Origin of the sequence: Streptosporangium oxazolinicum (assembly GCF_039537505.1) — a bacterium.
Taxonomy (GTDB): domain Bacteria; phylum Actinomycetota; class Actinomycetes; order Streptosporangiales; family Streptosporangiaceae; genus Streptosporangium; species Streptosporangium oxazolinicum.
Genome location: NZ_BAABAQ010000005.1, coordinates 478,730 through 504,667, shown reverse-complemented (window position 1 = coordinate 504,667; position 25,938 = coordinate 478,730). Strand labels below are relative to the sequence as shown.

The 25,938-nt window shown below is 70.6% G+C and carries 20 protein-coding genes and 1 tRNA gene; 7 read left to right on the top strand and 14 right to left on the bottom strand.

Going from position 1 to position 25,938, the window contains the following annotated elements:
* The first annotated feature begins 97 nt into the window (after window positions 1-97).
* On the top strand, window positions 98-583 hold the full coding sequence (locus ABD817_RS17510; RefSeq protein WP_344919012.1) for a ribosomal protein L7/L12: 486 nt from the start codon (window positions 98-100) through the stop codon (window positions 581-583).
* A 94-nt stretch (window positions 584-677) separates the two neighbouring features.
* On the opposite strand, the gene ABD817_RS17505 is transcribed toward ABD817_RS17510, so the two are convergent.
* From ABD817_RS17505 to ABD817_RS17490, 4 genes are all read right to left on the bottom strand, one after another.
* Window positions 678-2,312, bottom strand: coding sequence for an OmpL47-type beta-barrel domain-containing protein (locus ABD817_RS17505; RefSeq protein WP_344919011.1), 1,635 nt, complete (start codon window positions 2,310-2,312; stop codon window positions 678-680).
* A gap of 84 nt (window positions 2,313-2,396) precedes the next feature.
* A complete protein-coding gene (locus ABD817_RS17500) occupies window positions 2,397-6,341 on the bottom strand; it encodes a ThuA domain-containing protein (RefSeq protein ID WP_344919010.1) in 3,945 nt (1,314 codons plus the stop codon).
* 225 nt (window positions 6,342-6,566) lie between these two features.
* Window positions 6,567-7,556, bottom strand: coding sequence for a multicopper oxidase domain-containing protein (locus ABD817_RS17495; protein ID WP_344919009.1), 990 nt, complete (start codon window positions 7,554-7,556; stop codon window positions 6,567-6,569).
* An 843-nt stretch (window positions 7,557-8,399) separates the two neighbouring features.
* Window positions 8,400-9,155: a FadR/GntR family transcriptional regulator gene (locus ABD817_RS17490; protein WP_344919008.1), complete on the bottom strand. Its 756-nt coding sequence runs from the start codon at window positions 9,153-9,155 to the stop codon at window positions 8,400-8,402.
* 112 nt (window positions 9,156-9,267) lie between these two features.
* Between ABD817_RS17490 and ABD817_RS17485 the strand changes: the two genes are divergently transcribed.
* Window positions 9,268-10,137 carry a carbon-nitrogen hydrolase family protein gene (locus ABD817_RS17485; RefSeq protein ID WP_344919007.1) on the top strand — a complete coding sequence of 290 codons (870 nt, stop codon included), beginning with the start codon at window positions 9,268-9,270 and terminating at the stop codon, window positions 10,135-10,137.
* A gap of 2 nt (window positions 10,138-10,139) precedes the next feature.
* The gene (locus ABD817_RS17480) at window positions 10,140-11,549 is read left to right on the top strand and encodes an APC family permease (protein ID WP_344919006.1); all 1,410 of its coding nucleotides are present in this window, start codon (window positions 10,140-10,142) and stop codon (window positions 11,547-11,549) included.
* An 85-nt stretch (window positions 11,550-11,634) separates the two neighbouring features.
* Here ABD817_RS17480 and fdhA read toward each other — a convergent pair whose 3' ends face one another.
* The 7 genes from fdhA to ABD817_RS17445 all read right to left on the bottom strand — a co-directional run bounded on the left by fdhA (window position 11,635) and on the right by ABD817_RS17445 (window position 20,246).
* The gene (gene fdhA / locus ABD817_RS17475; protein ID WP_344919005.1) at window positions 11,635-12,858 is read right to left on the bottom strand and encodes a formaldehyde dehydrogenase, glutathione-independent; all 1,224 of its coding nucleotides are present in this window, start codon (window positions 12,856-12,858) and stop codon (window positions 11,635-11,637) included.
* Window positions 12,859-13,158: 300 nt separating this feature from the next.
* A complete protein-coding gene (locus ABD817_RS17470) occupies window positions 13,159-15,096 on the bottom strand; it encodes a SelB domain-containing protein (RefSeq protein WP_344919004.1) in 1,938 nt (645 codons plus the stop codon).
* A 168-nt stretch (window positions 15,097-15,264) separates the two neighbouring features.
* A complete protein-coding gene (gene selA / locus ABD817_RS17465; protein ID WP_344919003.1) occupies window positions 15,265-16,554 on the bottom strand; it encodes an L-seryl-tRNA(Sec) selenium transferase in 1,290 nt (429 codons plus the stop codon).
* Between the two features lie 89 nt (window positions 16,555-16,643).
* Window positions 16,644-19,049 (bottom strand): ATP-binding cassette domain-containing protein, encoded by a 2,406-nt coding sequence (locus tag ABD817_RS17460; protein ID WP_344919002.1) that lies wholly within the window; start codon window positions 19,047-19,049, stop codon window positions 16,644-16,646.
* Window positions 19,050-19,176: 127 nt separating this feature from the next.
* On the bottom strand, window positions 19,177-19,587 hold the full coding sequence (locus ABD817_RS17455; RefSeq protein WP_344919001.1) for a VOC family protein: 411 nt from the start codon (window positions 19,585-19,587) through the stop codon (window positions 19,177-19,179).
* A 5-nt stretch (window positions 19,588-19,592) separates the two neighbouring features.
* Complete coding sequence (locus ABD817_RS17450) at window positions 19,593-20,051, bottom strand: helix-turn-helix transcriptional regulator (protein ID WP_425583381.1); 459 nt, start codon at window positions 20,049-20,051, stop codon at window positions 19,593-19,595.
* A gap of 99 nt (window positions 20,052-20,150) precedes the next feature.
* A tRNA-Sec gene (locus tag ABD817_RS17445) sits at window positions 20,151-20,246 on the bottom strand.
* A 94-nt stretch (window positions 20,247-20,340) separates the two neighbouring features.
* Here ABD817_RS17445 and selD point away from each other — a divergent pair.
* Window positions 20,341-21,387, top strand: a complete 1,047-nt coding sequence (gene selD, locus ABD817_RS17440) for a selenide, water dikinase SelD (protein WP_344918999.1) — start codon at window positions 20,341-20,343, stop codon at window positions 21,385-21,387.
* A gap of 229 nt (window positions 21,388-21,616) precedes the next feature.
* Here selD and ABD817_RS17435 read toward each other — a convergent pair whose 3' ends face one another.
* The 3 genes from ABD817_RS17435 to ABD817_RS17425 all read right to left on the bottom strand — a co-directional run bounded on the left by ABD817_RS17435 (window position 21,617) and on the right by ABD817_RS17425 (window position 24,060).
* A complete protein-coding gene (locus ABD817_RS17435) occupies window positions 21,617-22,252 on the bottom strand; it encodes a maleylpyruvate isomerase family mycothiol-dependent enzyme (protein ID WP_344918998.1) in 636 nt (211 codons plus the stop codon).
* Between the two features lie 153 nt (window positions 22,253-22,405).
* On the bottom strand, window positions 22,406-23,644 hold the full coding sequence (locus ABD817_RS17430; RefSeq protein ID WP_344918997.1) for an RNA polymerase sigma factor: 1,239 nt from the start codon (window positions 23,642-23,644) through the stop codon (window positions 22,406-22,408).
* A gap of 92 nt (window positions 23,645-23,736) precedes the next feature.
* Window positions 23,737-24,060, bottom strand: coding sequence for a YciI family protein (locus ABD817_RS17425; RefSeq protein WP_344918996.1), 324 nt, complete (start codon window positions 24,058-24,060; stop codon window positions 23,737-23,739).
* A 239-nt stretch (window positions 24,061-24,299) separates the two neighbouring features.
* Between ABD817_RS17425 and ABD817_RS17420 the strand changes: the two genes are divergently transcribed.
* Genes ABD817_RS17420 through ABD817_RS17410 form a run of 3 tightly spaced genes read left to right on the top strand, consistent with a single transcriptional unit; the run spans window position 24,300 to window position 25,895 of the window.
* Complete coding sequence (locus tag ABD817_RS17420; protein WP_344918995.1) at window positions 24,300-24,494, top strand: hypothetical protein; 195 nt, start codon at window positions 24,300-24,302, stop codon at window positions 24,492-24,494.
* A gap of 3 nt (window positions 24,495-24,497) precedes the next feature.
* On the top strand, window positions 24,498-25,034 hold the full coding sequence (locus tag ABD817_RS17415; protein ID WP_344918994.1) for a DUF6879 family protein: 537 nt from the start codon (window positions 24,498-24,500) through the stop codon (window positions 25,032-25,034).
* Between the two features lie 9 nt (window positions 25,035-25,043).
* Window positions 25,044-25,895, top strand: a complete 852-nt coding sequence (locus ABD817_RS17410) for a helix-turn-helix domain-containing protein (RefSeq protein ID WP_344918993.1) — start codon at window positions 25,044-25,046, stop codon at window positions 25,893-25,895.
* The last annotated feature ends 43 nt before the right edge of the window (window positions 25,896-25,938 follow it).

The following is a 25,938-nucleotide window of genomic DNA, read 5'->3' as shown; positions in this document are numbered from 1 at the left end:
CACCGCCCGCCGGACGAGCCGGAACCCCCCGGCACTCCCCCTGGCACTCCCAGGCACTCCCCGCACGACCCGTGCGGATCCGGCGTACGATGCGGGCATGCCGAACGCCGGGCCCATGGAGCTGCTCATCCTCGCCGCGCTGCTCGTGGTGATCCTGGTGATCCTGGTGATCGTCGCCGATGTCGTCATGGCCGTCAGGAGGGGCACCCGGGCGCCCGTCATGCCGCCGACGCCCCAGGGGGTGTACGAGACCGTCACCGGGCTGACGCGCCAGGGGCGCAAGATCGAGGCGATCAAGGAGCTGCGCCAGTACACCGGGCTCGGCCTGAGGGAGTCCAAGACGGTCGTCGACGCCGTGGCCCTGGGGCACGACCTGTGGAGCCACCACCTCATGGCCCGCTTCCGGCCCTCCCACCCCACGGTCTCCCCGGGCGCCGGGGTCTCCGGCCCCGACCTGGCCACCCGCGTGCGCGAGCTCAAGGTCGCAGGTCGCGCCGAGCAGGCGATCCACCTGGTACGCGGCGAGACCGGCATGGGGGAACGCGAGGCCGCGCTGTTCGTCGAAACCCTGTCGACGATCTGACGCGTGAGCGGCCCCCGTCCTTGGACGGGGGCCGCTCACCGGCTGACGAACTCGCCGGGCAGGGGTGGCCGTCACCCCTGCCCGGCGGCGGGCGCTACTTGCCGCCGACTTCCACGATCATGAACTTGGCCGTGCCCACCGCCATGTTCCCGGCCTTGTCGGTGGCCCGGTACGACAGGGTGTGCGCGCCGGGCTGGTTGACCGACAGCGGCTGCGTGTACGCCGCGAACGGCTGACCGTCGAGCGAGTACTGCACGGTGTCCAGCCCGGAGCCGACATCGCTCGCCGTCAGCTTCACCGTCGCCGAGCCGACGTAGTTCCAGGCCCAGTCCTGGGTGCCGGTGATCGCGGCCGACACCTGCGGCAGCGTGGTGTCGTTCTCCGGAGCCACCACGGTGAACCTCAGCGTCGCCACCGGCGAGGTGTTCCCGGCCTTGTCGGTGGCCCGGTACGACAGGGTGTGCGCGCCCGCCTTGTTGACCGACACCGGGGACGGGTACTCGATGTAGGGCCCGCCGTCGAGCGAGTACTCCACCGTGGCGACCCCCGACCCGGTGTCGCTCACCGAGATCATCACGGTCGCCGCGCCGACGTAGTTGCCCGCCGAGTCCTGGTCGCCCGACAGCTGCGCCGAGACCTGCGGGGGGGTGGTGTCCTCCCCCGGCGGGGCCGCCACCTTGAACGCCACCGAGCCCACCGCCGAGGTGTTGCCCGCCTTGTCGGTGGCCCGGAAGGTCACCGTGTGCGCGCCGGGCTGGTTGACCGGCAGCGGCTGCGTGTACGCCGCGAACGGCTGGCCGTCGATCGAGTACTCCACGGTGTCCACACCGGAGCCGGTGTCGCTCGCCGTGACGGTGACCGTCGCCGTGCCCACGTAGTCGCCGCCCGCGTTCTGGTCACCGGTCACCTTGCCGGTGACCGTGGGCGCGGTGGTGTCCTCCCCCTGCGGGGCCACCACCTTGAACGCCACCGAGCCCACCGCCGAGGTGTTGCCCGCCTTGTCGGTGGCCCGGAAGGTCACCGTGTGCGCGCCCACCTGGTTGACCGACACCGGGGCCGAGTAGGGCGCGAACTGCCCGCCGTCGAGCGCGTACTCCACGGTGTCCACACCGGACTCGGTGTCGCTCGCCGAGACCGTGACCGTCGCCGCGCCCACGTAGTCGCCGTTCGCGTCCTGGTCGCCCGCCACCTGCGCGGAGACCTGCGGTGCGGTCGTGTCCTCGCCCCCGCCTTCGGTGACGACGAGTTCGCCGGTCATCTGGCCGTGACCGGGGATGACGCAGTAGAAGCGGTACTTGCCGGGGGTGAGGTTCACCTGGGCGGTGTGCCGGCCGCCGTCGGCGTCGAAGGGGCTGGCGATGATGTTGAGGCTGACGTCGTGGTTGTAGCCGGGGGTGGAGGTGTCGAACGTCAGCGTGTGCGTCATACCGGTGGTGTTGCCGGTGGCCGCGCTGTTCTCGAAGACGATGGTGGCGGGGCCCGCCGTCGCCGATTCCGGCGTCGACTTGTACGCGGTCATGCTGTTGTCGGCGGTCCAGGTGAGCACCTGGTCCGCCGCCTGCGCGGCGGTGAGCTGCGCACGGGGCTTCGCGGCGGCCTGGACCGACGACAGGAAGAGCGCGGGAAGCGCCACGGCGAGCAGCGCCACGGCGAGGCGCGGCGCCGTCACCGCTCCGGACGCCCGCCGCAGGGCTCTGACCACGAGGGAGGGTAGAGATCCGACATGCATGTGTCGATGCACCTTTCCAAGCTGGGGTGGGGTGCCGGGCACGGGGAACGCTCCCCGTGCCCGGCACCCGGCCGGCGTACCGTCCTAGAGTTCGCGCACGCGGATGTTGCGGAAGTCGATCACGTCGTTGTTGCCGTGGTTCTGCAACCCGATGAACCCGCTGATGAACTGGCGCAGGTCCGTGGGCGGGTCACCGGCACGGGACGACGCCTTGCCCGGCGTGTTGTCGAACTCGCTGATCACCGTGCCGTTGCGGATGATCGTGTAGTGCTGGCCGACCGCCCGGACCTCGTAGTCGTTCCACCGGCCCTTCGGGGTCACCCCGGCCCGGTTCAGGGCGTTGGGCGAGAAGTTGTAGACGGAACCCGTCTTCTGCGGCTCGCCCGTGTCGCCGTCGTAGATCTGGATCTCGTGGCCGCAGAAGATCGCGACCCACGCGGGTGACGTGCGCGCCGAGCCGACCGTGCCGCAGCTTCCGGCGGGACGCTGCTCCAGCGGGGTCCTCGGGTCCGGGAACCGGACGAAGACGCCGCTGTTGGCGCGGTACGGGTCGGGCGAGCTGTCACGGAACTGCATCCGGACCGAGAAGTCCGCGTACGCCTTGTCGGAGTACCACAGCATGCCCAGACCGCCGGAGCTGCGGATCGTGCCGTCCGTCTGGAGGGCGAACCGCCCGGACGGGGCCTGGCTCCAGCCCAGCAGCGACGACGCCGTGCCGTCGAAGATGGGCTGGTACCCGCTCACCCTGCCGACCTCCGACTTGGCGCCGGCGGCGCGCAGCGCCTCCGCCTCCTGGGCGGTGATGACGCCGTCCTTGAGGAGCTGCTTCACGACGGTGTCGAGGTGCTGGACGAACTGGTTGCGGTTCTTCCAGTCGCCCTCGTCGTCGATCAGGTCGTTGATCGTGCAGCCGCCGCCGGCCACCTTGTTGCGCACGCCGGTGAGGGCGTCGAGCAGCTGCACCGTCGGCCGGGCGTCGGGCGCGGCGCAGCCGACCGTGACAGCGATCTTCCCGGTGGCCTGCTCGCCGTCGGCGTAGGTGACCTTCAGCGTCGCCTCGAAGGTGCCGAAGCCCGCGTAGGTGTGCGTTGGGTCGGCCTCCTTCGACGGCGCGCTGCCGTCGCCGAAGTTCCACTCCCACGCCACGCCGCCAGCCCTGGCGCTGGAGAACGTCATCGTCCTGGGATCGGCGTTCTGCCGGACGGGACGCGCCACGGCGGCCTCCGGGTTCGGCGTCGCCGGGCCGCCCTTGTAGGTGACGCGGACCAGCTTCTGGTTCGCGTGCAGGCTGAAGAAGCCGCTGCCGTAGTCGAGCATGTAGAGCGCGCCGTCGGGACCGAACTTCGCGTCCATCCACGACTGGAGCTGGTTGGCGGCGCCGCCGGTCGGGATGATGCTCCGCAGGTCCTCGGCGAACGCCGGCCGGCCCGCCTCACGGGCGGTCTCCGGGTTCACGGTCACGGCGATGCGGTTGTTGCCGTTGGACTGGTCACCGATGAACCACTTGTTGTCCCAGTACTCCGGCCACGCGACCCCGCTGCCGGTGTCGGTCTGGGAGCGCTGGTAGGTCGGGCCCGACATGACCGCCTGGCCGCCGCCCTTGAGGTAGGGCATGGTGAGGGTCTCCTCGCCCTGCTTGTACGTCGGGAGACCGCTGCCGTCCTGCCGCTTGGGGTAGACCGGGCCGCCGCCCTGCGGCGAGTACCAGATCATGTTGTTACGCGCCGGCGGGATGTCGACGAGGCCGGTGTTGCGCGGCGAGGTGTTCTTCAGGTTGTCGCAGTCGTACCACTCGGCGGGCTGGGTGGCGTTGCTGTTGCTGCGGTCGCGATAGGGCTGCTTGTTGCCCATGCAGTACGGCCAGCCCTGGTTGCCGGCGGAGGTGAGAACCGTCACGGTCTCGTACTTCGCCGGTCCCCACGTCTCGCTCGGGCCGCTGGCGTCCGGACCGACCCAGCCGGCCGTGATCCAGTCGTTCTTCTTGTCCCACTGCAGCCGCGCGATGTTGCGGACGCCCATCACCCAGATCTCCGCGCGGGTCTTGCCGCCGCCCTCTTCCTCGCCGGTGAACAGGTTGCCCTTGGGGACCGTGTAGGTGCCGTCGGGCTCCGGGTGGATGCGGAGGATCTTGCCGTTGAGGTCGTTGGTGTTGCCGGAGGTACGGCGGGCGTCCTGGAACGAGGTGCCCTTGTAGTCCTGGGTCCAGTTGTTCCCGGAGTAACCGCCGGATCCGCCGGAGGAGTTGCTGTCACCGGTGCCGATGTAGAGGTTGCCGTCCTCGTCGAAGGTCATGCCTCCGCCCGCGTGGCAGCAGCTGTGGATCTGGGTGTCCCACTGCAGGAGGTCCTTGCGGCTGCTCTGGTCGATCGTCTGGGTCCGCGAGTCGTAGTCGAACCGGGAGACCGTCCGCTTGCCGATGCGCCTGTCCCGGTCGATCGACGCGTGCGGCATCCAGTACGCGTAGATCCAGCCGTTCTCCGCGAAGTCCGGGTCGAGGGTGATGCCGACCAGGCCCTCCTCGTTCTTGACCAGCTCGTCGCCGCTGCCGCGGTTGCCCATCACGGGCAGCGTGGTCAGCAGCTTGACCTGCTTGGTCCTCGGGTCCCACTGGTGGATGGTGCCGCAGCCGAGGCCCACCTTCGGGTCGTTCCAGTCGGCGATCGGGCCGGTGGCGCACGCCGCCTTGCCGATGTAGAACACCTTGCCGTTCGGCGCGATGGTCAGGCCGTGCGGCTCGCCGATCTGGTCGAGCTGGCCCTGCGTGTTCGGCGTGGTCAGCCGTTCCGTGGTGTAGTTGGCCGCGATGGTCGCCTGGCAGTCGCCCCGGACGATGCCGGTCGCCCACCGGATGGCGCCGGTGAGGTGCGTACGGAACTGCTTGTCGGTGGTGTAGCTCGCCGCGGTGCCGCCCATGCCGGTGTAGAAGGACCGGCCGCCGTCGTAGTCACGGCACCAGGAGACCGGGTGGAACGGGCCGTTGCCGTTCATGCTCGGGTTGTAGGTCCACTCCTCGACCTGCGCGATCGTGTGGACCTTGCCCACCGGGTTGGGGTTCCAGCTCAGCCACTTGTCGGTCCGCGACAGGGTGAGCGGAAGTCCCTCGTTCGCCGGATGCCGGCGGTCGAGGATGTCCACGACGGCCTTCTGCTCCTTCGCCACGGGGGGAGGCGCGGAGTCGGGCCCGAACAGCCGCAGCTCGGCGAGCTGGGTCAGGGGCTCACCGCCGTTCGCGGTGATGTTGAGCCGGTAGTACTGGTACGCCGTGGTGTTCTCGAACTTGTATTCCTTGCTCTGGAACCGCTGGGGGAAGGTCTCCCCGCTGCGCTTGTCGAGATCCGTCCAGGTCGTCCCGTTCTGCGAGCCCTGGAGGGTCCAGTCCTTCGGGTCCCGGCCGGCGGAGTCGTTGGCCGACGTCAGCGCGTAGTGCGCCACCGCGACGGACTTCTCCAGCTTGCCCTGCACCCACCCGGTCGGCGTCCGGGCCAGCCACTTGGTGTCGTTGTCCCCGTCGAAAAGCTTGTCCTTGGTCTCGTTCGGCGGGTTCTCCGCGCTCGCCGCGGTCTCCGTCACCTTCTCCGCGATGGGGAGGGCGCCGACGGGACGGGTGCCGATCAGTTCGGTGAACCAGGTCGAGTCCACCTGCGCGCGGGCGGCGTCGCGGATGCCGACGAACCCGCCGCCGCCCCTGATGTACGCCTGGAAGGCGGCGAGCTGTGATTCGTCCAGGTTCACGCCGTTGGCGGACAGGAAGACCACGCCGCGGAACCGCGCCAGGTTACCGGCGGTGAAGACCGCCGGATCCTGGGCCTCCTCGACGGAGAACCCGTTCTTCGCGCTCAGTTCCCTGATCGCCGTCGCGGCCGCCCGCACCGGGTCGTCCTGCTGCGCGGCCTGGCCGCTGAAGACCAGCACGTTGACGGCGGGCTTCTTGGCGGCCGGGGCGGGGGCCTGTGCCTGTGACCCGGTCTGCGCCTGGGCCGGCACGGCGGTCGGGGCCGCCAGTCCGAGCACCAGGGCGGCACTCGACATCGTGATCAGTGCGCGTCGCCAGGCGGGTGGTCGGGGCGGTGAATAGCCTGTTCGACCCATCATTGCTCCTTGGGAGGGGGGTTCGAGACCATGTGCGGACGAGCTCAGGAATCGGCCGCGGTCCGGGTGTCGATGTCTGCTTAGGGCCGTGCTCGTACGGCACGGGGCGACCGGATCCGGTCGCGGGGGGGGTGGCCCGGAGGCCGGGCCGGGCGTGCGTGGCCGTCAGTGGCCCGTGTGGTCACCGCCCGAGTGACCGCCGCCCGGTTGACCGCCCGGCTGACCCGGCACGTTCCCGTCCGCGTCCGTCACCGTGAAGATTCCGGCCATCCCCATGTCGGAGTGGCTCTGGACGTGGCAGTGGTACATCCACGCCCCCGGGCCGACGCGCTCGCCCGCGATCAGCTGGAAGCCGAACGACTCGGCGGGCCCGGTGATCTTGGTGTCGATGATCCGGCTCGGATCCTCGAGGCTCTCCAGCATGCCGGTGCGGTTGTCGGCCCAGCGGTGCCCGTGGATGTGGAACGTGTGGTAGAGCTCGCCGTGGGTGATCACGATCCACTCCACCCGCTCGCCGACCTTGGCGACGAACTCCGGCGCCTGGTGCGCGGGGCGATTGTTGATCATCATGTCGTTGAAGACGACGGTGAACGTCTTGTCCGGCTTGACGTCCTTCTTGCGCCGGACCACCAGCGGGCCGTACAGCCCCTGCCGGATGCCGCCCGTGCCGTGATCGGTTCCCACCACGTGGTCGTGGTAGTGCCAGTAGCCCGCACTGCCGGGCTCGATGCCGGTACCGCCACCGCGCTTGCCCTGTGCGTGGGTGCGCCAGATGTAGGTGCGCCGGCCCCCGGGCTCGACCACGCTTTCGTTCAGTCTCGTACCGTCGCTGGCCACGTCGTAGTCCACCCCGTGGACGTGCAGGCTCGCCGTCACGGTCAGGTTGTTGACCATCTCGATCTCAAGCGTGTCGCCCTCGACCATCTCGATGAGCGGCCCGGGAATCGTGGCCTTGCCGGGCTCCAGGCCGTAGCCCAGCTGGCCGTTCTCCAGCCGCTCGGCGTACAGGGTGATGCGGCGGACCGCGCCCGCGCTCGTGCCGGCCGTATCGGCCTGGGTCGACGCCGCGGTCGGATTCGCTGTGACCAATGGTGCCAGCGCGGCAGCCGCCGCGGACGTGGTGAAGGCACGCCGGGAGAGCAGGCTTTTCGCCATGCCTCTGCCTACCTCGGTCATGGTTCCCCAATCGGTGATGCTTGTGTGAGGGTGAGTTGCGGGTGCTCGGACACCGCTTTCGCGCGCGACATGGGTCTAGGCCTGGACCGGTCGCGTCGTGATCGGTGATGCTGCAGGGGGTAGTGAGATCGACATCCGATCGAAGTACGCGCTATTTTCGGCGAAATGTCAAGAAGTAGCGCCACAAGAGTCAGAACTTCCGCTTATGTCTAGCCAAAAGTGGATGCGGGCTGTTACGGTGACCCAAGATCGAATTTCCCTGCACCCCCCCATGTCCACCCCCCGCCCCACAACCTGTCGCCGCCCTTCCGGCGATCCGCATGGTGAATACGCACAGTGAATCCCCCCACACCCGCACCGGCTCGGCCACACGCCGCCGTCCCGCCGCCGCCTCCCGGCGGCCCTCCCGCCGACGGCCCGCCCCTATCCGCGCCGGTCATCGACTCGTCCCCCGCCGCACCCCGCCACCGGCACGCCTACCGGCCGCGCCCCACGCACCCCGGCCCTCGGGCGGACAGCGCGGGGATGCCGAGGACTCGCGGGGGCCGGACACGGCGCCCGGCCACTCCGATCCCGTCGTGCGGCGATCCAGGGCTTATGTCGAGGCTCATGCAAAAGGTTCCGAGGATCGCGTCGGAAGTAGCCGTCGCGACCCCCAGAACGCCGGTGGGGGCGTCACCGCACGAGGGGCGGGCTCATCATCGTGCCGAAGCTCCAGGCGCCGTCCTGTGTGCGTTCAGGCCCGCTCCGGCGGGCCGGACCTGAACACGGTTCCCCGTCCCCTTCCGGGCCGTCCCGGAATTCCCCGGCCCCCCGGAGCTCTCAGCCCGGCCTGGCCGGGTGGTCCCCGAGGCCGACGAACATGGTCCGGTGCAGCACCTCGACGTGGCGGCGGGTGACCTCGACCGCCTTCAGCGGGTCGCCCTCGGCCAGGGAGGCGACGAGCTCGGCGTGTCCCCGGTTGGACTCGCGCAGATAGTCGAGGGGGAAGGGCAGGTAGTAGCGGTAGAGCTCCCGCACGATCGAGCCGTACTGCTCCGCCGCGGGTGGCAGGCCGGTGGCCGCGGCCACCGCCATGTGGAAGCGCTCGTCGCAGGGGCGGAACTCGGCCCAGCTGGAGGCGCGGTCCATGCACGCCACCAGCCCCTCAAGCTCCTCCAGCTCCTCCGGCCGCCGAGGGCCCGGGTTCGTCGCGGCCAGGTGCGCGATGCCGCACTCCAGGAGCAGCCGCTGGTCGATCAGCCGGTGGACGTCGGCGGCGGCCGACCGGTAGGTCTCGATCTCGCGCACCCCGCCGGTCTCGGGCCGTTCGGACACCATGGTGCCGCCGCCGCGCCCGCGCCGCCGCTTCAGGACACCCTGGTCACAGAGTGAGACGAGTGCCCTCCGTACAGTGATCTCACCGACGCCGAGGGCGCGGGCGATCTCGCCGACGGACGGCAGCCGCTCCCCCGGTCTCAGCAGGCCCAGCTCGACGGCCATCGCGATGCGGGCACGGACCGTGTCGAGCGCGTTGAGCCGCCGGATGCCGACCAGGGCGGGGGCTTTGAGCATGACGAGGGGGCTGCCGGAGGACATGTCACCACCGTACTCGCCGAAAAATAGATCATAGTGATCAAAATTGCTTTAAATGCTCATAATGAGATATTTTTTTATTTCGCAGCCGGGAAGGCCGGGAAGTAGGTACGCCATGTCACGTCCCCTCTCCATAGCGCTCGCGCAGGCGGCTCCCCGGCGGGCCGGGGAGCCGATCGCGGCCTTCGCCCGAGAGGTCGAGGAGCTCGCCCGGAGCTTTCCCGGAGTGCGCCTCGCGGTCTTCCCCGAGTTCCACCTGCACGGCACGTCCGGCCCGGCGAGCGAGCGGGCCGCCGAGCTGGAGGCGTCCGCGGAACCCCTGGACGGGCCGCGCTCGAAGGCCCTGGCCGAGCTCGCCGGGGATCTGGGGATCTGGCTGGTGCCCGGCAGCGTGTGCGAGCGCGGTCCCGACGGCGCGTTCTACAACACGGCCCTGGCCTTCTCCCCCGAGGGCCGTCTCGCCGCCTGGTACCGGAAGATCTTCCCCTGGCGGCCGTACGAGTCACACCGGCCCGGTGACCGCTTCGTGGTGTTCGACGTCCCGGAGGCGGGCCGGTTCGGCTTCGCGATCTGCTACGACATCTGGTTTCCCGAGGTCGCCCGCCATCTCGCGTGGCTGGGCGCGGAGGTCATCGTCAACCCGGCCATGACGACGACCTGCGACCGCCCCCAGGAGCTGGTACTGGCACGCGCCGCCGCGATCGCGAACCAGGTGTACGTCGTCGGCGTCAACACGGCCGCCCCGGTGGGCACCGGGCACAGCCTGGTCGCCGACCCCGAGGGCCGGGTCAGGACCGAGGCGGGCGAGGCCGCCACCGTGCTCACCGACGTCCTCGACCTCGACGACGTCACCCGGGTCCGCAGGTACGGCACCTCCGGCCTCAACCGCGTGTGGGACCAGTTCACCGAGGCCGACCAGCCGATCGGCCTCCCTCTCTACCAGGGACGAATCGATCCTTCCCGCTGGACTCCAGCGGGAGGCTGACCATGCGACCCAACGAACCGACCCTGAGGCGCGCTCTGACGCTCGGCGAGGTCGTGATGTTCGGCCTGGCCTACATGACGCCGCTGATCGTCCTGGGCATCTTCGGCATCGTGTCCGAGACCACCGGCGGCGCGACCGCCATCGCGTACGCGCTCGCGCTGGTGGCCATGCTGTTCACGGCCTTCAGCTACGGCAAGATGGCCGCGGTCTACCCGATCGCCGGATCCGCCTACACCTACGTGCGGCGGACCATCGACGCGCGGGCGGGCTTCCTGGTGGGCTGGGCGGTGCTGCTCGACTACTTCTTCCTGCCCATGGTCATCTGGCTGATCGGCGGCGCCTATCTGTCGGCGCAGTTTCCCGGCGTCCCGTCGTGGGTGTGGATCGTCGCGTTCATCACCGTGACGACCACGCTCAACGTGATAGGCATCAAGCTCGCGGCCAGGGTGAACCTCCTGCTGATGACCTTCCAGATCGCGGTCCTGCTCTTCTTCGTGCTGCTGTCGATCGGCTACGTGGCCGGCTCGTGGGGGCCCGAAGCGGTGTTCGACACGGCGCCGTTCGCCAACCGGGCCACCACGCTCTCCAACGTCGCGGCCGGGGCCGCCATCGCCGCCTACGCCTTCCTGGGCTTCGAGGCCGTCACCACCCTCGCGGAGGAGACCATCGCGCCGGAGAGGACGATTCCCCGGGCGATCCTGCTGACCGCGTTCCTCGGCGGCATGATCTTCATCGTGGTCGCGTACTTCACGCAGCTCGTGCATCCCGGCGGCATCTTCGAGAACTCCTCGTCGGCGGCCTTCGAGATCGCCAGGATGATCGGCAGCAGCCTGTTCGGCGCGGTCTTCCTGGCCGGCCTGGTCGTCGCCCAGTTCGCCTCCGGCCTCGCCGCGCAGGCCAGCACCTCGCGGTTGCTGTACGCGATGGGGCGCGACGGGGTGCTGCCCCGCAAGGTGTTCGGCTACCTCTACCCCAGATGCCGCACGCCCGTGTTCGGCCTGGTGATCACCGGCGCCACCGGCCTGATCGCGCTGCGGCTGGACATGGCCACCTCCACGTCGTTCATCAACTTCGGCGCCTTCACCACCTTCGCCTTCGTCAACTTCAGCGTCATCGCCCTCTACTTCAGGGAACGCCGCGCGGGCCGGCCCCTGGGGATGGTGTCGTACGTCCTGGCCCCGGCGATCGGGGCGGCGGTCAACCTGTGGCTGCTCAGCCAGCTCGACGCTCACGCCGTCACCCTCGGCCTGATCTGGCTCGGCCTGGGGGTGATCTACCTCGCCTACCTCACCCGCATGTTCCGGCTGCCCCCGCCCGACCTGGAGTTCGCCGAGGAGGCGCCCGTCACCGCGGGCGCCGGAAACGACCAGCCCTTCTTCGACGACCCCTCCCCGTGGAGGCGTGAAACGTGAGGGTGGCGCGTCCCGGCCGGGCCACCTCACGGGCCCGTCCGCGCCGCGGGTGGCGGTCCACACCAATGGCCCGTACGAAAGACGCTTAGCCCGATGTCCCGAGCACGCCGTTCGGGTCGAGCACGAACTTGGACGCGGCGCCCTGGTCGAACTCCTCGTACCCCTGCGGTGCCCGGTCCAGCGGGATCGGCACGGCGTTGACCGCCTTGGCGATCCGCACCCTGTCGTGCAGGATCGCCTGCATCAGGTAGCGGTTGTAGCGCATGACGGGGCACTGGCCCGTGCCGAAGCTCAGCGACTTGGCCCAGCCGAGGCCGAGCCGGATGGAGAGCGACCCCTGCTTCGCCGCCTCGTCCCGGGCACCCGGGTCACCGGTCACGTACAGGCCGGGAATGCCGAGCGCGCCGCCGGCGCGGGTGATCTCCATGAGCGAGTTGAGCACGGTGGCGGGCCGCTCCTCGCCGGAGTCGATACCGTGGCCGTGCGCCTCGAAGCCCACGGCGTCGACGCCGCAGTCGACCTCGGGCTCGCCGAGGATCTGCTCGATCTGGTCCTTCGGCTCGCCCCGCGACACGTCGACGGTCTCACAGCCGAAGCTGCGGGCCTGCTCCAGGCGTTCCTTGTTCAGGTCGCCGACGATGACCACGGCCGCCCCGAGGAGGAACGCCGAGACGCCCGCGGCGAGCCCGACCGGTCCCGCGCCCGCGATGTAGACGGTCGATCCGGGCCTCACCCCGGCGGTGACGCAGCCGTGGAAGCCGGTCGGGAAGATGTCGGTGAGCATGGCCAGGTCGAGGATCTTCTCCATCGCCTGGTCCCTGTCGGGGAACGTGAGCAGGTTCCAGTCGGCGTAGGGCACCAGGACGTACTGTGCCTGCCCGCCGACCCAGCCGCCCATGTCGACGTAGCCGTACGCCGAACCGGGCCGGTCGGGGTTGACGTTCTCGCAGACCCCGGTCTTGCCCTCCTTGCAGTTGCGGCAGCGGCCGCAGGCGATGTTGAAGGGGACGGAGACGAGGTCGCCCACCTTGACGAACTCCACGTCCGGGCCGAGCTCGACGACCTCACCGGTGATCTCGTGGCCGAGGACGAGGCCGGTGGGCGCGGTGGTGCGGCCACGGACCATGTGCTGGTCGCTGCCGCAGATGTTCGTCGCGACGGTCTTGACGATCGCTCCGTGCGGTACCTTGCGGCCCACGTTGGCCGGGTTCACCCCGGGCCCGTCCTTGAGCTCGAACCCGGGATAGCCGATCTCCTGGACCTCCACCCTGCCCGGCCCCTGGTACGAGACGGCCCTGTTGCTCGGCATGACGTCCTCCCTTCCTCGTGGTGCCCTTCCGCGTGACGCCGGCGGAGTGGCCGGTCGCCGCCCGCGAGGGGAGGTGAGGGGGACGGCGACGGCCAGGTCCAACCCGAAGATGATTTTTCACTCTTTTTCACCATATACCTGCTGGTCACAGCGATATCGGGGAACCACACCCGCGCATGCGTACCGGTCACCGGGCATCAGGGAACCACGCCCATCCATACCCGCCGATCACAGCGGCACCGGAGAGCCGTACCCACCAGAATCCGTCCCCCCGCCCTCCCGCCGGGACCGGGGATTCCCCTATCCGGCGGGAGGACGGCAGCGGCGGTGGACCTCGTCGACCCGCTCGGTGAGCCCCCTGCGGTCGAGGTGTTCCAGGAGCGGCACCGCGACCCTGCGGCTGGTGCCGAGGGCCCGCCTGGCCTGGCTGACCGTGAACGGCTGCGGCAGCCGGGCGAGCACCCGCCCGGCCAGCACGTCCGCGCCGGGCAGCAGCACGATCCCATCGGCCACCCGAAGCAGCGTCCCCGCCCGTACGGCGGCCGCCAGCTCGCGGGGCCCCAGCCCCAGCTCGGCCAGCCTGCCCGCCTCCGGCGCCTGGAAGGGGCGCGCGGACAACTCGGCGCCGAGCCGCTCGACGGCCCGGACGACCGGCGCGGGCAGCACCGCGCGGTCGGCGGGGCCGCTCACGATCCGCCCGGCGTCGAGGGCGAGCGGAGGGCGTACGAGCGCCACGACCAGCCGCCGCTCGGGCAGGGCGAGCTCGTGACGGGCCGCCTCCACCGGAATGCCCGGCTCCAGCGGATGCGCCGAGGCGTGGCGCCGCACCACCTCGGGGAGACGCTCCCCCAGCCGCGACCAGTGCACGGGATCGGCGTGCCAGTCGCCGCACACCGGCCTGCCCGGGACACATCCCATCGCGACCAGGTCACCGGTACGCAGCAGCAGATGGGTCCTGAGCAGGGACGCCGCGTCCGGCGGGGCCGTCGCCAGCTCGGCCGCCCGCTCGCGTGCCGCGCCCCGGCGGCGCAGTCCCGGCGGGCGCGGGTCGAGCACGATCGCCCGCGCGAGAACCCGCACCTCACCCCGGTCGCGCCCGGGATCGCGCAGCAGCAGCACGTCGCCCGCGTGCAGGGGGAGCCGCCCGGCCAGGCGCAATCGGGCGATCCGCCCGCCGAGCGGCCGTACCGCGCACACCACCGCCGCGGAGCCGATGTGCGCGGTCAGCCGCCCCGGAAGATCACCGGCGTCCCAGCCCCCGGCGTGCCCCACGCCACCGGGCGGCGGAGGGTTCCGCTCCCGGGATCCCCCCGTCCGGACCTGCCCGCCGGGCCCCTCCGGGGAACCGCCCGGCCGCCACGGGTCACCGCCTTCGTCCCCGTCCGCCCCGGGTCCGCCGGGCCGCCACGGGTCACCGCCCCCGGCTCCTGACGGGCTCAGGCGCACGTCGACCAGGTCGGTGTACGTCCACCCGCCCGGGGTGACCAACGCCAGGCCACGCCCGGGTTCGCCCTCGCCGCGCAGGTTGAGCGCGACCCTGGCCACACCGGTCACCGAGGTCACCGGCTCCTTCAGGCACTCCAGCGCCCGTACCCGCGCGGGCACGCCGTCGAGATCCAGCTCGTCCCCGGCGGTGATCGTGCCCGAGGGCAGCGTCCCGGTCACGACCGTTCCGCTGCCGCGTACGGTGAACGCCCGGTCGATCCACAGCCGCACCGGCCCCGAGGGGTCGGGGGCGGGCAGCCCGGCCACCAGCCGGTCCAGGGCCCGCCGCAGCTCGTCGAGGCCCTGCCCGGTGCGCCCGCTCACGGCCAGCGCCTCGGCCCCGCCCAGGGCGCCCGCCGCCAGACGGGCCCGTGCCCGCTCCATGGCCTGCGTAGGGTCGGCGAGATCGGCGCGGGTCACCACGAGCAAACCGTGCCGCACCCCCAGGGTCTCCAGCGCCACCAGGTGCTCCTCGGACTGCGGCATCCAGCCCTCGTCGGCCGCCACCACGAACACGACGGCGGGCGCGGGGCCGACCCCGGCCAGCATGGTGGCGAGAAAGCGCTCGTGGCCGGGTACGTCGACGAAGGCCAGCCGCTCCCCCGAGGGCAGCTCCGTCCAGGCATAGCCGAGTTCGATCGTCAGCCCCCGCCGCCGCTCCTCGGCCAGCCGGTCGGGCTCCATCCCGGTGAGCGCCCGCACCAGGGTGGACTTACCGTGATCGACATGGCCCGCCGTGGCGACGACGTGCATCAACCGTCACCCCACGTCACATGCATCACACAAGGCACACGCGTCATCCGGCCGTCCGGGCCGACCGTCCGCACCACACAGCAACCAACCACCCCCACCACCGTCCGCACCACCGTTCGCACCACGTGGCAACCGGTCCCCCCGCCGCCACCATCCGCGCCGCACACCTCAGCCCCCCACCCCGAGAACGGCTCGCAGCACCTCGCCGTCCCGGTCGGCGGGCACGGCGCGTAGGTCGAGCAGGAGACGGCCGCCCTCCACGCGGCCGACGACCGGGGGCTCCCCGGTCCGCAGCGGCACGGCGTACCGCTCGGGCAGGCTGATCGCGGCGCTCGGCAGCGTCACGCCCGGCGCCCCGCCGCCGCCCACCGCCGCCTCGCCCGGTACGGCCCTCGCGTCGACCCCGGCCTCGGCCAGCCTGCCCGCGAGCGCGGCGGCGCGCTCGCCCAGCAGCCCGGCATCGGCGTGCAGGGCCTGGTGGACGGGGGTGGCGGGGCCGCGCAGGGTGGCCTCCAGCGCGGCCAGCGTCAGCTTGTCCACCCGGAGCGCGCGGGCCAGCGGGTGTCTCCCGCACCGTTCGACCAGGTCGCGGCGGCCCAGCAGCAGCCCGGCCTGCGGGCCGCCGAGCAGCTTGTCGCCACTGGCGGTGACCAGGTCGGCCCCGGCCTCCAGAGCACTCGCCGCGTCGGGCTCGCCGGGCAGCAGCGGCTCCCGTACGAGCAGGCCGGAACCGATGTCGGCCACCACGGGCACACCGAGCGCGGACAACTCGGCGACCTCGACCGAGCCGGTGAAGCCCTCGATCAGGAAGTTCGACGGGTGGATCTTGAGGACGAACCCCGTCTCCGGCCCCACGGCCGCCCGGTAGTCGGCGTACGAGGTGCGGTTGGTGGTGCCCACCTCGCGCAGCCTGGCGCCGGTGGAGACGAGCAGGTCGGGGATGCGGAACCCGTCGCCGATCTCCACCAGCTCGCCACGGCTGATCACGATCTCCCGCCCGGCGGCGAGCGCGGTGGCCACGAGCACGAGCGCGGCGGCGTTGTTGTTGACCACGTGCACGTCTCCCGCGGCGGGTACGGCCCGCGCGAGCGCGTCCATCGCGCCCCGTCCCCGGCGGGCGCGGGCTCCGGTGGCCAGGTCGAACTCCACGTCGGTGTAACCCGCCGCGGCGGCCGTGGCCTCCACCGCCGCCGCCGACAGCGGCGCGCGGCCCAGGTTGGTGTGCACCAGCACCCCGGTCATGTTGATCACCGGCCGCAGGCTCGCCGGGTACGGCGGGAGCGCCGCCACGGCCGCGTCCGCGACCTCCCCGGGATCGAGCCCGCCCTGCCGCGCGCGCCGCTGTGCCCGTACCACGGCGTCCTTGACGACCGCACGCCCGAGCCGCCCCGCCGCCGCGACCAGCCGAGGGTCGGCGAGGACGGCGTCGGTGCGCGGCACGAGCCTGCGTGGATCCACCCTTCGAACATAGGCCGAGACGGGCGGGAATCGAACCCGCCGGGCCGAGGATCCCGGCCGGTTCGGGCAGGTCAGACGGGTCAGGCGGGTCAGGTGCCGACGTAGGCCGCCAGGTGCTCGCCGGTGAGGGTGGAGCGGGCGGCGACGAGGTCGGCGGGGGTGCCCTCGAAGACGATCCGGCCGCCGTCGTGACCGGCGCCGGGACCGAGGTCGATGATCCAGTCGGCGTGCGCCATCACCGCCTGGTGGTGCTCGACGACGATGACCGACTTCCCGGAGTCGACGAGCCGGTCGAGCAGGCCGAGCAACTGCTCGACGTCGGCGAGGTGGAGACCGGCGGTCGGCTCGTCGAGAACGTAGACGCCGCCCTTCTCGGACATGTGGGTGGCCAGCTTGAGCCGCTGCCGCTCGCCGCCGGACAGCGTGGTGAGCGGCTGGCCGAGGCTGAGGTAGCCGAGCCCGACGTCGGCGAGCCGGGTGAGGATGGCGTGCGCGGCCGGGGTGCGCGCCTCCCCGGCGCCGAAGAACTCCCCGGCCTCGGTCACCGACATCGCGAGCACCTCGCTGATGTCGCGTCCGCCGAGGTGGTGGTCCAGCACCGACGCCTGGAACCGCCTCCCCTCGCACTCCTCGCAGGTGGTGGTGACCCCGGCCATCATCGCCAGGTCGGTGTAGACGACACCGGCGCCGTTGCAGCCGGGGCAGGCGCCCTCGGAGTTGGCGCTGAACAGCGCGGGCTTCACGCCGTTGGCCTTCGCGAACGCTTTGCGGATCGGGTCGAGCAGCCCGGTGTACGTCGCCGGGTTGCTCCGTCGCGAGCCGCGGATCGCGCCCTGGTCGATCGAGACCACCCCCTCGCCCGCCGGGATCGACCCGTGCACGAGCGAGCTCTTGCCGGAGCCCGCGACGCCGGTGACGACGACGAGCACCCCGAGCGGGATGTCGACGTCGACGTCACGCAGGTTGTGCGCCGTCGCGCCGCGGATCTCCAGCGCCCCGGTGGGCTTGCGCACCGTCTCCTTGAGGGCGGCCCGGTCGTCGAAATGGCGGCCGGTGATCGTACCGGCGGCCCGCAGCCCCTCGACGGTGCCCTCGAAGCAGACGGCGCCGCCCGCCGTACCGGCGCCGGGACCGAGGTCGACGACGTGGTCGGCGATCGCGATCGTCTCCGGCTTGTGCTCCACGACGAGCACCGTGTTGCCCTTGTCCCGCAGCCGCAGCAGCAGGTCGTTCATCCGCTGGATGTCATGGGGGTGCAGGCCGACGGTGGGCTCGTCGAAGACGTAGGTGACGTCGGTGAGCGAGGAGCCGAGGTGGCGGATCATCTTGACGCGCTGCGCCTCGCCGCCCGACAGCGTGCCCGCCGGCCGGTCGAGCGAGAGGTAGCCCAGCCCGATCTCCACGAACGAGTCGAGGGTCCGCGCCAGCGTGGCGAGCAGCGGCGCCACCGACGGCTCGTCGAGGCCGCGGACCCATCCGGCCAGGTCGCTGATCTGCATCGCGCACGCGTCGGCGATGTTGATCCCGCCGATCCGCGAGGAGCGGGCCGCCTCGCTGAGCCGGGTGCCGTCGCACTCGGGACAGGTGGTGAAGGTGACCGCCCGGTCCACGAACGCCCGGATGTGCGGCTGCATCGCCTCCCGGTCCTTGGACAGGAACGACTTCTGGATCTTCGGGATCAGCCCCTCGTAGGTGAGGTTGACGCCGTCGACCTTCACCTTAACCGGCTCTTTGTGGAGGAAGTCGCGGAGCTCCTTCCGGGTGTACTCGCGGATCGGCTTGTTCGGGTCGACGAAGCCCGACTCGGCGTAGACCCGTACGGTCCAGAAGTTGTCCGACTTCCAGCCGGGGATGGTGAAGGCGCCCTCGGCGAGCGACTTGGAGTCGTCGTAGAGCTGGGTGAGGTCGATGTCGGTGACCGCGCCCCGGCCCTCGCAGCGCGTGCACATGCCGCCGACGCGGGTGAAGGTCGCCTTCTCGGTCTTGCGGTCACCGCGTTCGACGGTGATCGCACCGCTCGCCCGGACGGTGGCGACGTTGAAGGAGAAGGCCTGGGGCGAGCCGATGTGCGGCTGCCCGAGGCGGCTGAAGACGATGCGCAGCATCGCGTTGGCGTCGGTGGCCGTGCCGACCGTGGAGCGGGGGTCGGCGCCCATCCGCTGCTGGTCGACGATGATCGCGGTCGTCAGCCCCTCCAGGACGTCGACCTCCGGCCGTCCCAACGTCGGCATGAAGCCCTGCACGAAGGCGCTGTAGGTCTCGTTGATCATCCGCTGTGACTCGGCGGCGATCGTGCCGAACACCAGGGAGCTCTTGCCCGAGCCGGAGACGCCGGTGAACACCGTCAACCGGCGCTTCGGGATCTCGACGCTGACGTCCTTGAGGTTGTTCACGCGCGCCCCGTACACGCGGATCAGGTCGTGGCTGTCGGCGACGTGCGGCGCGGGCGACCGCGTGTCCGTGCTCGTGTCCGTGCTCGCCGTGTCCGTGCTCATCGTCTCTCCATCTGTCGGGCGGGGCATCTGTTGGGCGGGACCGCTTTCGCGGTCCCGGTCGGCGTCGTGCGCGGGCTCCCTCACGGTGCCGCCCGTACGCGGGTCGTGGCCGAGGCGGCCGGACGGCTCAGCGCAGTTCCTGGATGCGGATCAGGTTGCCCGCGGGATCGCGGACGGCGCAGTCGCGGACGCCGTACGGCTGCTCGATCGGCTCCTGGACGATCTCGGCGCCGCCGGCCCGCGCCCGCTCGAAGGCGCCGTCGAGGTCGGCGGTGGCCAGGACGATGCCGGCGTAGGTGCCCTTGGCCATCATCTCGACGATGGTGCGGTGCTCGTCGTCGGTGACGCCGGGGTCGACGACCGGCGGCTGCAGGACGATGGACGTACTGGGCTGACCGGCGGGGCCGACCGTGATCCAGCGCATCCCCTCGTATCCGACGTCGTTGCGGACCTCGAAGCCGAGGACGTCGCGGTAGAAGGCCAGGGAGGCGTCCGGGTCGTCATGGGGAAGGAAACTCGCGTGAATGGTGATGTCCATGGCAGTCACGCTAGGCGTGACCCGATAACCGGCGCTTCTCGATTCCTGACCGGTCTGGTCACCTGTCTCACCACGCACGACGGCATCCCCGCCGTCGCGCCCGCCGCCCGGCGCCGGTAGACGCTGGGCGGCACCCCGACCAGCTCGGTGAAGCGGGTGCTGAAGGTGCCCAGTGACGAGCAGCCGACCGCGAAGCACACCTCGGTCACGCTGAGGTCGCCACGACGCAGCAACGCCATCGCGCGCTCAACACGCCGTGTCATCAGGTAGCCGTACGGTGACTCACCGTAGGCGAGCCGGAACTCGCGGCTGAGATGCCCGGCCGACATGTGCTCGCCGCGGGCGAGCGCCTCGACGTCCAGCGGCTGCGCGTACTCCCGGTCGATCCGGTCACGGACCCGGCGCAGCCGCGCGAGGTCGCTCAGGCGCCGCGCCGGGACGAATCTGCTTGTCACATGCGAGATAGTACGTCGCGCGGGGGGTCCCGGCGCCACCGTCGTCCCGCCCGCTCCCTGCCTGATCCGGGGCCCGGATCGTCCCTCCCGGCCCTGGTGTTCGCCGTTTGGCGGAGGCGGACGGGAATCGAACCCGCCAGGCCGAGAACCTCGGTCTCAACGGTTTTGAAGACCGCGGGGGCCACCAGGCGCCCATACGCCTCCGAGGGAGAACATACCCGCGAGCGGGTACGTGCACTGGGACGGCATGCCGGACGGCGCATGCGGATCTACCAGGGGAAATCGGGGGGGATGCGGCATGGCGGAGACCACCGCGGAGCGGGGCGCCGCTCCTCAGGGGCCGGGCGCGGTGCGGCTGACCCGGTACGCGCACGGGGGCGGCTGCGCCTGCAAGATCCCGCCCGGTGAGCTGGAGGCCGTCGTCGCGGGACTGCTGGAGAAGGCGGACGGGCCGCGCCCGCGCCTCAACGGCGAGCTGGTCATCGGGTTGGACGACGGCGACGACGCCGCCGTGGTCCGCGTCGAGGACGGCCGGGCGATCGTGGCCACCGCGGACTTCTTCACCCCCGTGGTGGACGACCCCTTTGACTGGGGGCGGATCGCGGCGGCCAACGCCCTGTCGGACGTGTACGCGGTGGGCGGGGAGCCCCTGGTGGCGGTGAACCTGCTCGGCTGGCCCCGGGACGTGCTGCCGATGGAGCTGGCCGGGGAGGTGCTGCGCGGCGGCCTGGAGGTGGCGCGGGCGGCGGGCTGCCACGTCGCGGGCGGCCACAGCGTCGACGATCCCGAGCCGAAGTACGGGATGGCCGTCACCGGGCTCGCCGATCCCGGGCGGCTGCTGCGCATCGACGGCGGCCGGGCGGGCCTGCCGATCTCCCTGACCAAGCCGCTCGGCGTCGGCGTGCTCAACACCCGGCACAAGGCGACCGGTGAGGTCTTCCCGCAGGCGGTGGCCGCGATGACCACGCTGAACCGCGACGCCTCCCGGGCGGCGCTGGCCGCGGGCGCCGGGTGCGCCACGGACGTGACCGGGTTCGGCCTGCTCGGTCACCTCTACAAGCTGGCCAGGGCGAGCGGCGTCACGGCGGTGGTCGACGTGGCGGCCGTACCGTATCTGGCCGGGGCCCGCGAGGCCGTGCGGGACGGCTACGTCAGCGGCGGCACCGGCCGCAACCTGGCGTGGGTGGTGCCGCACCTGGACCCGGGCCGTTTCGGCGAGGAGGACCTGCTGCTGCTCGCCGACGCCCAGACCTCCGGCGGCCTGCTCGTGGCGGGCGAGATCCCCGGCGCACCGGTCGTCGGCGAGCTCGTCCCCCGCGAGGGCCCGCCCCTGCGGCTGCGCTGACCCACCCGGCCCGGCCCAGCTCAAGACAGGGCAGACCGGGACGGGCAGGCCGGGGCTCGGCTGGGGCCGGGTCTGGCCAGGGCTGAGCCGAACCAGGGCAGGTCAGCCCCGGACAGGCCGGACCCGAGCCAGACCCAGGACCAACCCAGACCAACCCAGACCAGCCCGGACCAGCCCGGACCGAGCCGATCCCGGTCCGGGCAGGCCGGTCCGGGCGACGAAGTGGCCGCTACGCGACGAACCGGTGACTCGGCTCGCCGCGCAACCGCCCCTCCGGCAGCTTCCGGCCGCACAGGACCAGGATGAGATCCTGCGCGGCCCCGTACATCGGCGTCCCGTCCCCGATGGACCAGTCGAGGTCGTCGGCGCGCAGTTCGATTCCCCGGATGTCGACCCCGAAGTACCTGAGGCTCTTCGACGCCTCGAAGCCCCCCAGGACGATGCGCAGCCGATCCTCGGGGACGTGCCGGTCGAGGCCCAGGGGCACGGTGAAGTCCAGGCCGTGGATCACCTCGTGGGTCAGCGCGCCCTCGAACCCGCCCCCCGGCGGCTTCCACGCGAAGTCCGCGTTGTCCCTGAGCAGCGCGGCGAGTTCGCCGGACGACAGGGAGGCCGCGTCGCGCCGGGCGCTCCGGTCGGCCATCCTGTTGAAGTTCCCCCGCGCTCTGAGCATTCCGATCATGAAGCGCGCGGTCGAGTAGTGGAACGGCATCGTCATGTGGGCCACGACCTCCCGTACCCGCCACCCGGCGCACAGGGTCGGCTCGTCCCACCTCCGCTCCGGCAGACCGGTGAGCACGTCCGCCAGGTCGCGGCGCTCGGCGGCGATCGCCCTCCTGACCTCGGCCTCCGGGGTCTGCGTCATCGCCGCTCCCCCGATCGCGTGAGCCCTGCGGCGTCGGGCAGAGTCGTATCTCTTGGTATGTCCATCGGTGTCCTCTTTTCCAGGTTCCCGGGAAGTCCGGGAAGGTGTTCGCCCTACCGACGAACGGGCCTGGCGCCAACGGACACCCGGGGACTACGAACCGGTCACCTCGGCGATCCGGCGGCCGAGGTAGCGGCGTTCGGTGTCGGTCGTCGCCAGCCGCAACGCCTCGCGGTAGGCGGCCTCGGCCTCCGCGACGCGGCCCAGGCGGCGCAGCAGGTCGGCCCGGGTCGCGGGCAGCAGGTGGTACCCGGCCAGCGCCCCCGACTCCCGCAACGCCTCCACCAGTTCCAGTCCCGCGGCCGGGCCCGCGGCCATCCCCACCGCCACCGCCCGGTTCAGCTCCACCACCGGGGACGGCGTGAACCGCGCGAGTTGCCCGTACAGCGCGGCGATCTGCGCCCAGTCGGTGCCGGACGCGTCGGTCGCGGTGGCGTGGCAGGCGGCGATGGCGGCCTGCACCTGGTACGGGCCGGGCCTGCCGCGCCGCAGGGCGCGGCCGAGCAGCGCCTCCCCCTCGGTGATCGCGGCGGTGTCCCACCGGCCTCGGTCCTGCTCCTCCAGGGTCACCAGGTCACCGGCCGCGTCGAGCCGGGTGGCGCGGCGGGCGTCGTGCAGCAGCATCAGCGCCAGCAGCCCCGCCGCCTCGGGTTCGTCGGGCATCAGCCGGGTCAGGACGCGGGCCAGCCGGATCGCCTCGGCGCTGAGGTCGGGCCGCAGCAGGTCGGCGCCCGCCGTGGCCGAGTATCCCTCGCTGAACAGCAGGTACAGCACGGCCAGCACGGCGGGCACGCGTTCCGGCAGCAGGTGCGCAGGCGGCACCCGGTACGGGATCCCGGCGTGCCGGATCTTCAGCTTGGCCCGGAGCAGGCGCTTGGACATCGTCTGCTCACCGACCAGGAACGCCCTGGCGATCTCCGCGGTGGTCAGGCCCGCCAGGGTGCGCAGGGTGAGCGCGACCCGGGCCTCCAGGGCCAGCGCCGGATGGCAGCAGGTGAACATCAGCCGCAGCCGGTCGTCCGGCACGCCGCCGTCGCCGTCCTCCGGTTCGGGTTCGTACGACATGGCGGCCACCTCCCGCAGCTTGGCGGCGCCGACCGCTTCGCGGCGCAGCCTGTCGACGGCGCGGTTGCGCGCGACCGTGGTGAGCCACGCGCCGGGCCTGCGCGGGATCCCGTCCTCGGCCCAGCTCCGCAGGGCCAGCGCGAAGGCGTCCTGCGCGCACTCCTCGGCGAGGTCCCAGTCGGCGGTGATCCGGATCAGGGTCGCCACGACCTGGCCCCACTCGTCCCGGAACGCCTGGGCGACCGCCGCCTCGACCTCAGTCGTCATACCGTCCGGGCCGGTCGTACCTTCCGAGGCCGTTGTACCGTCCGGGCCGGTTGTACCGGACGGGTCCGTTGTACCGGCCTGCTCCTCCCCGGTCACGACGGCAGGAGCGGCCGGATCTCGATCGAGCCGTAGCCGGAGGCCGGGTGCTTCGAGGCGATCTCGATGGCCTCGTCGAGGTCAGCGCACTCGATCATGCAGAACCCGCCCACCTGCTCCCTGGTCTCGGCGAACGGGCCGTCGGAGAGCAGAACCGCGTCGTCGCGTACCCGCACGGTCGTGGCGTCGGCCGGTGGCCGCAGCCCGGCGCCACCCCGCAGCACCCCGCGACGTTCCATCTCCTCGCTCCACCCGCCGCAACCGTCCATGGCGTGGGCCTCCGCGGTCTCGTCACCGCAGATCAGCAGCATGTACTTCATGGCCCCGATGGTAGACGGATCCCGATCTCATCGAACAACCATCGAAATCACCATTCAGTAGGCGGTTGACCGGCCAGTTTCCGTAATTACAGCTTTTGTCCGGACTGTCGTCAGCACCAGTCTCGACGTCGCGTCGATCCTCCTAGCAAATACTGGGAAAGAGCTTGACGCTGCGGGGCTCGCAACCGAGGATCACAGAAACCGAGAAAACCTCGGCAACCCTACCCGAAGGGACGATCATGAAGATACGCTTCCTGGGCACGACCTCGGACAACGGCGGGTGCCCCACCGTCTACGCGACCGACCGGGGGACCTATGTCGTGCAGGGCACGATTGTCTCTGACTCCGAGGCACTGGGCGGTCTCCGAGACCTGGCCTCGGATGAAACCGCAGTAGAGATTCCCAAGGAATTGATCAAGTACTTCACGGAGTGACCAATGGCAAACCTTGTGGTTGGACAGGGTTTTCAAGACCTGTTCGACTCGTTTACGCATACCGCGTATCGCCAGGAGTCGCGAGATCGCTACAACTCACCCGACGAGAAGGAGGCCATAAAAAGGTTTATGGACGGGGATCCCGACCTGGAGTACATCCGATCCCGTCCATGGCTCGAATCCATCAGGGCAAAGACCTCGGAAGGTAAGCGGTTCCAAAGGGTGCGGATCGTGACCGTTCCTCTGAAGGATTACTCACGTTACGCACTGTGGAGCGTCCAAGGAAACCTGGCCGCCGGAGAGGAGATCCGATACCTGGCCCGCGACCAAGCGATGGATCTCGGCTTGCCGCAACACGATGCATGGATATTCGATTCAAGCCGGATAGCATTACTTCATTTCGACGGCGATGACTGTCTGCTCGGGGCGGAACTCGTCACGGACCCCGCCAAGGTGAACGAATACGAGGTCTGGCGCGAAATCGCTTGGCGAAACTCCCTCACCCGCCAAGAATTTATCGAATCCCTGAACCGAGCGTGAGCGGCAATCTTGACCGGTAATGCCAACCAGGCCCGCGAAGCCCTTGGAGCGCGCCTCCGTGACTTAAGGAAAGACGCAGAACTGACTGGTCGCGAGCTGGCGTCTCTTGCGGGATGGCAATCCAGCAAGATATCGAAGATAGAATACGGAAAGCAGGCGCCAAGTGAGGCGGACATTCGCGCATGGTGCCTGCATACCGGCTTTGAACATCACGTTCCAGACCTGATAGCCGCAGTACGGACCATTGAGACTCAGTATGTTGAATGGCGACGCCAGTTCAGGTCCGGAACCAAGCATCGCCAAGCAAGCCAGATCGCCTGGGAGGAGGAAACGTATCTGTTCCGGGTCTTCCAACCCATCATGATTCCCGGCTTGCTTCAGACGGAAGAATATGCTCGGATAATTTTTTCTAAAGTAATAGATTTTTACAACATTCCGGACGATCTGGATAGCGGAATCCAGGCACGCATGGAGCGTCAGAAGGTCCTCTATCGAGGAGACCGGCGCTTCCATATGGTCGTCAGTCATGCGGCTCTGCAGACCCACGGCGCAGAGCGCGAGATGATGATTGGTCAGCTTGAGCGCCTGCTGACCCTCATGACCCTGCCGAGGCTTCGGCTCGGTATCATTCCCGCCCGCGCGGAACTTGAGGTCACACCACTGCACGGGTATTGGATTTTCGATGAACGAATGGTGTTGGTTGAGACCCATTCAGCCGAGCTGAAAATAACACAGCCACGCGAGATAGAGCTGTACATAAAGTCATTTGAGGCATTTGCCAGATCTGCCGTCTACGGTGGTGAGGCAAGGTCCCTGATCGCCAAGGAAGCCTCTCGGCTGGCCAATGAGTCCTCAGAGTAAGCAAACCCAAGAAAACTCCTTGGTCTCCCTGACGTTCGCTACT

Coding starts and splice junctions, on each gene's coding strand:
- ABD817_RS17420 (WP_344918995.1), top strand. CDS start 24,300: ATGAAGATACGCTTCCTGGGCACGACCTCGGACAACGGCGGGTGCCCC.
- ABD817_RS17510 (WP_344919012.1), top strand. CDS start 98: ATGCCGAACGCCGGGCCCATGGAGCTGCTCATCCTCGCCGCGCTGCTC.
- ABD817_RS17455 (WP_344919001.1), bottom strand. CDS start 19,587: ATGGACATCACCATTCACGCGAGTTTCCTTCCCCATGACGACCCGGAC.
- selD (WP_344918999.1), top strand. CDS start 20,341: ATGGCGGAGACCACCGCGGAGCGGGGCGCCGCTCCTCAGGGGCCGGGC.
- ABD817_RS17425 (WP_344918996.1), bottom strand. CDS start 24,060: ATGAAGTACATGCTGCTGATCTGCGGTGACGAGACCGCGGAGGCCCAC.
- ABD817_RS17490 (WP_344919008.1), bottom strand. CDS start 9,155: ATGTCCTCCGGCAGCCCCCTCGTCATGCTCAAAGCCCCCGCCCTGGTC.
- fdhA (WP_344919005.1), bottom strand. CDS start 12,858: ATGCCGAGCAACAGGGCCGTCTCGTACCAGGGGCCGGGCAGGGTGGAG.
- ABD817_RS17470 (WP_344919004.1), bottom strand. CDS start 15,096: ATGCACGTCGTCGCCACGGCGGGCCATGTCGATCACGGTAAGTCCACC.
- ABD817_RS17460 (WP_344919002.1), bottom strand. CDS start 19,049: ATGAGCACGGACACGGCGAGCACGGACACGAGCACGGACACGCGGTCG.
- ABD817_RS17435 (WP_344918998.1), bottom strand. CDS start 22,252: ATGACGCAGACCCCGGAGGCCGAGGTCAGGAGGGCGATCGCCGCCGAG.
- ABD817_RS17480 (WP_344919006.1), top strand. CDS start 10,140: ATGCGACCCAACGAACCGACCCTGAGGCGCGCTCTGACGCTCGGCGAG.
- ABD817_RS17485 (WP_344919007.1), top strand. CDS start 9,268: ATGTCACGTCCCCTCTCCATAGCGCTCGCGCAGGCGGCTCCCCGGCGG.
- ABD817_RS17415 (WP_344918994.1), top strand. CDS start 24,498: ATGGCAAACCTTGTGGTTGGACAGGGTTTTCAAGACCTGTTCGACTCG.
- ABD817_RS17430 (WP_344918997.1), bottom strand. CDS start 23,644: ATGACGACTGAGGTCGAGGCGGCGGTCGCCCAGGCGTTCCGGGACGAG.
- ABD817_RS17495 (WP_344919009.1), bottom strand. CDS start 7,556: ATGGCGAAAAGCCTGCTCTCCCGGCGTGCCTTCACCACGTCCGCGGCG.
- ABD817_RS17505 (WP_344919011.1), bottom strand. CDS start 2,312: ATGCATGTCGGATCTCTACCCTCCCTCGTGGTCAGAGCCCTGCGGCGG.
- ABD817_RS17500 (WP_344919010.1), bottom strand. CDS start 6,341: ATGTCGAGTGCCGCCCTGGTGCTCGGACTGGCGGCCCCGACCGCCGTG.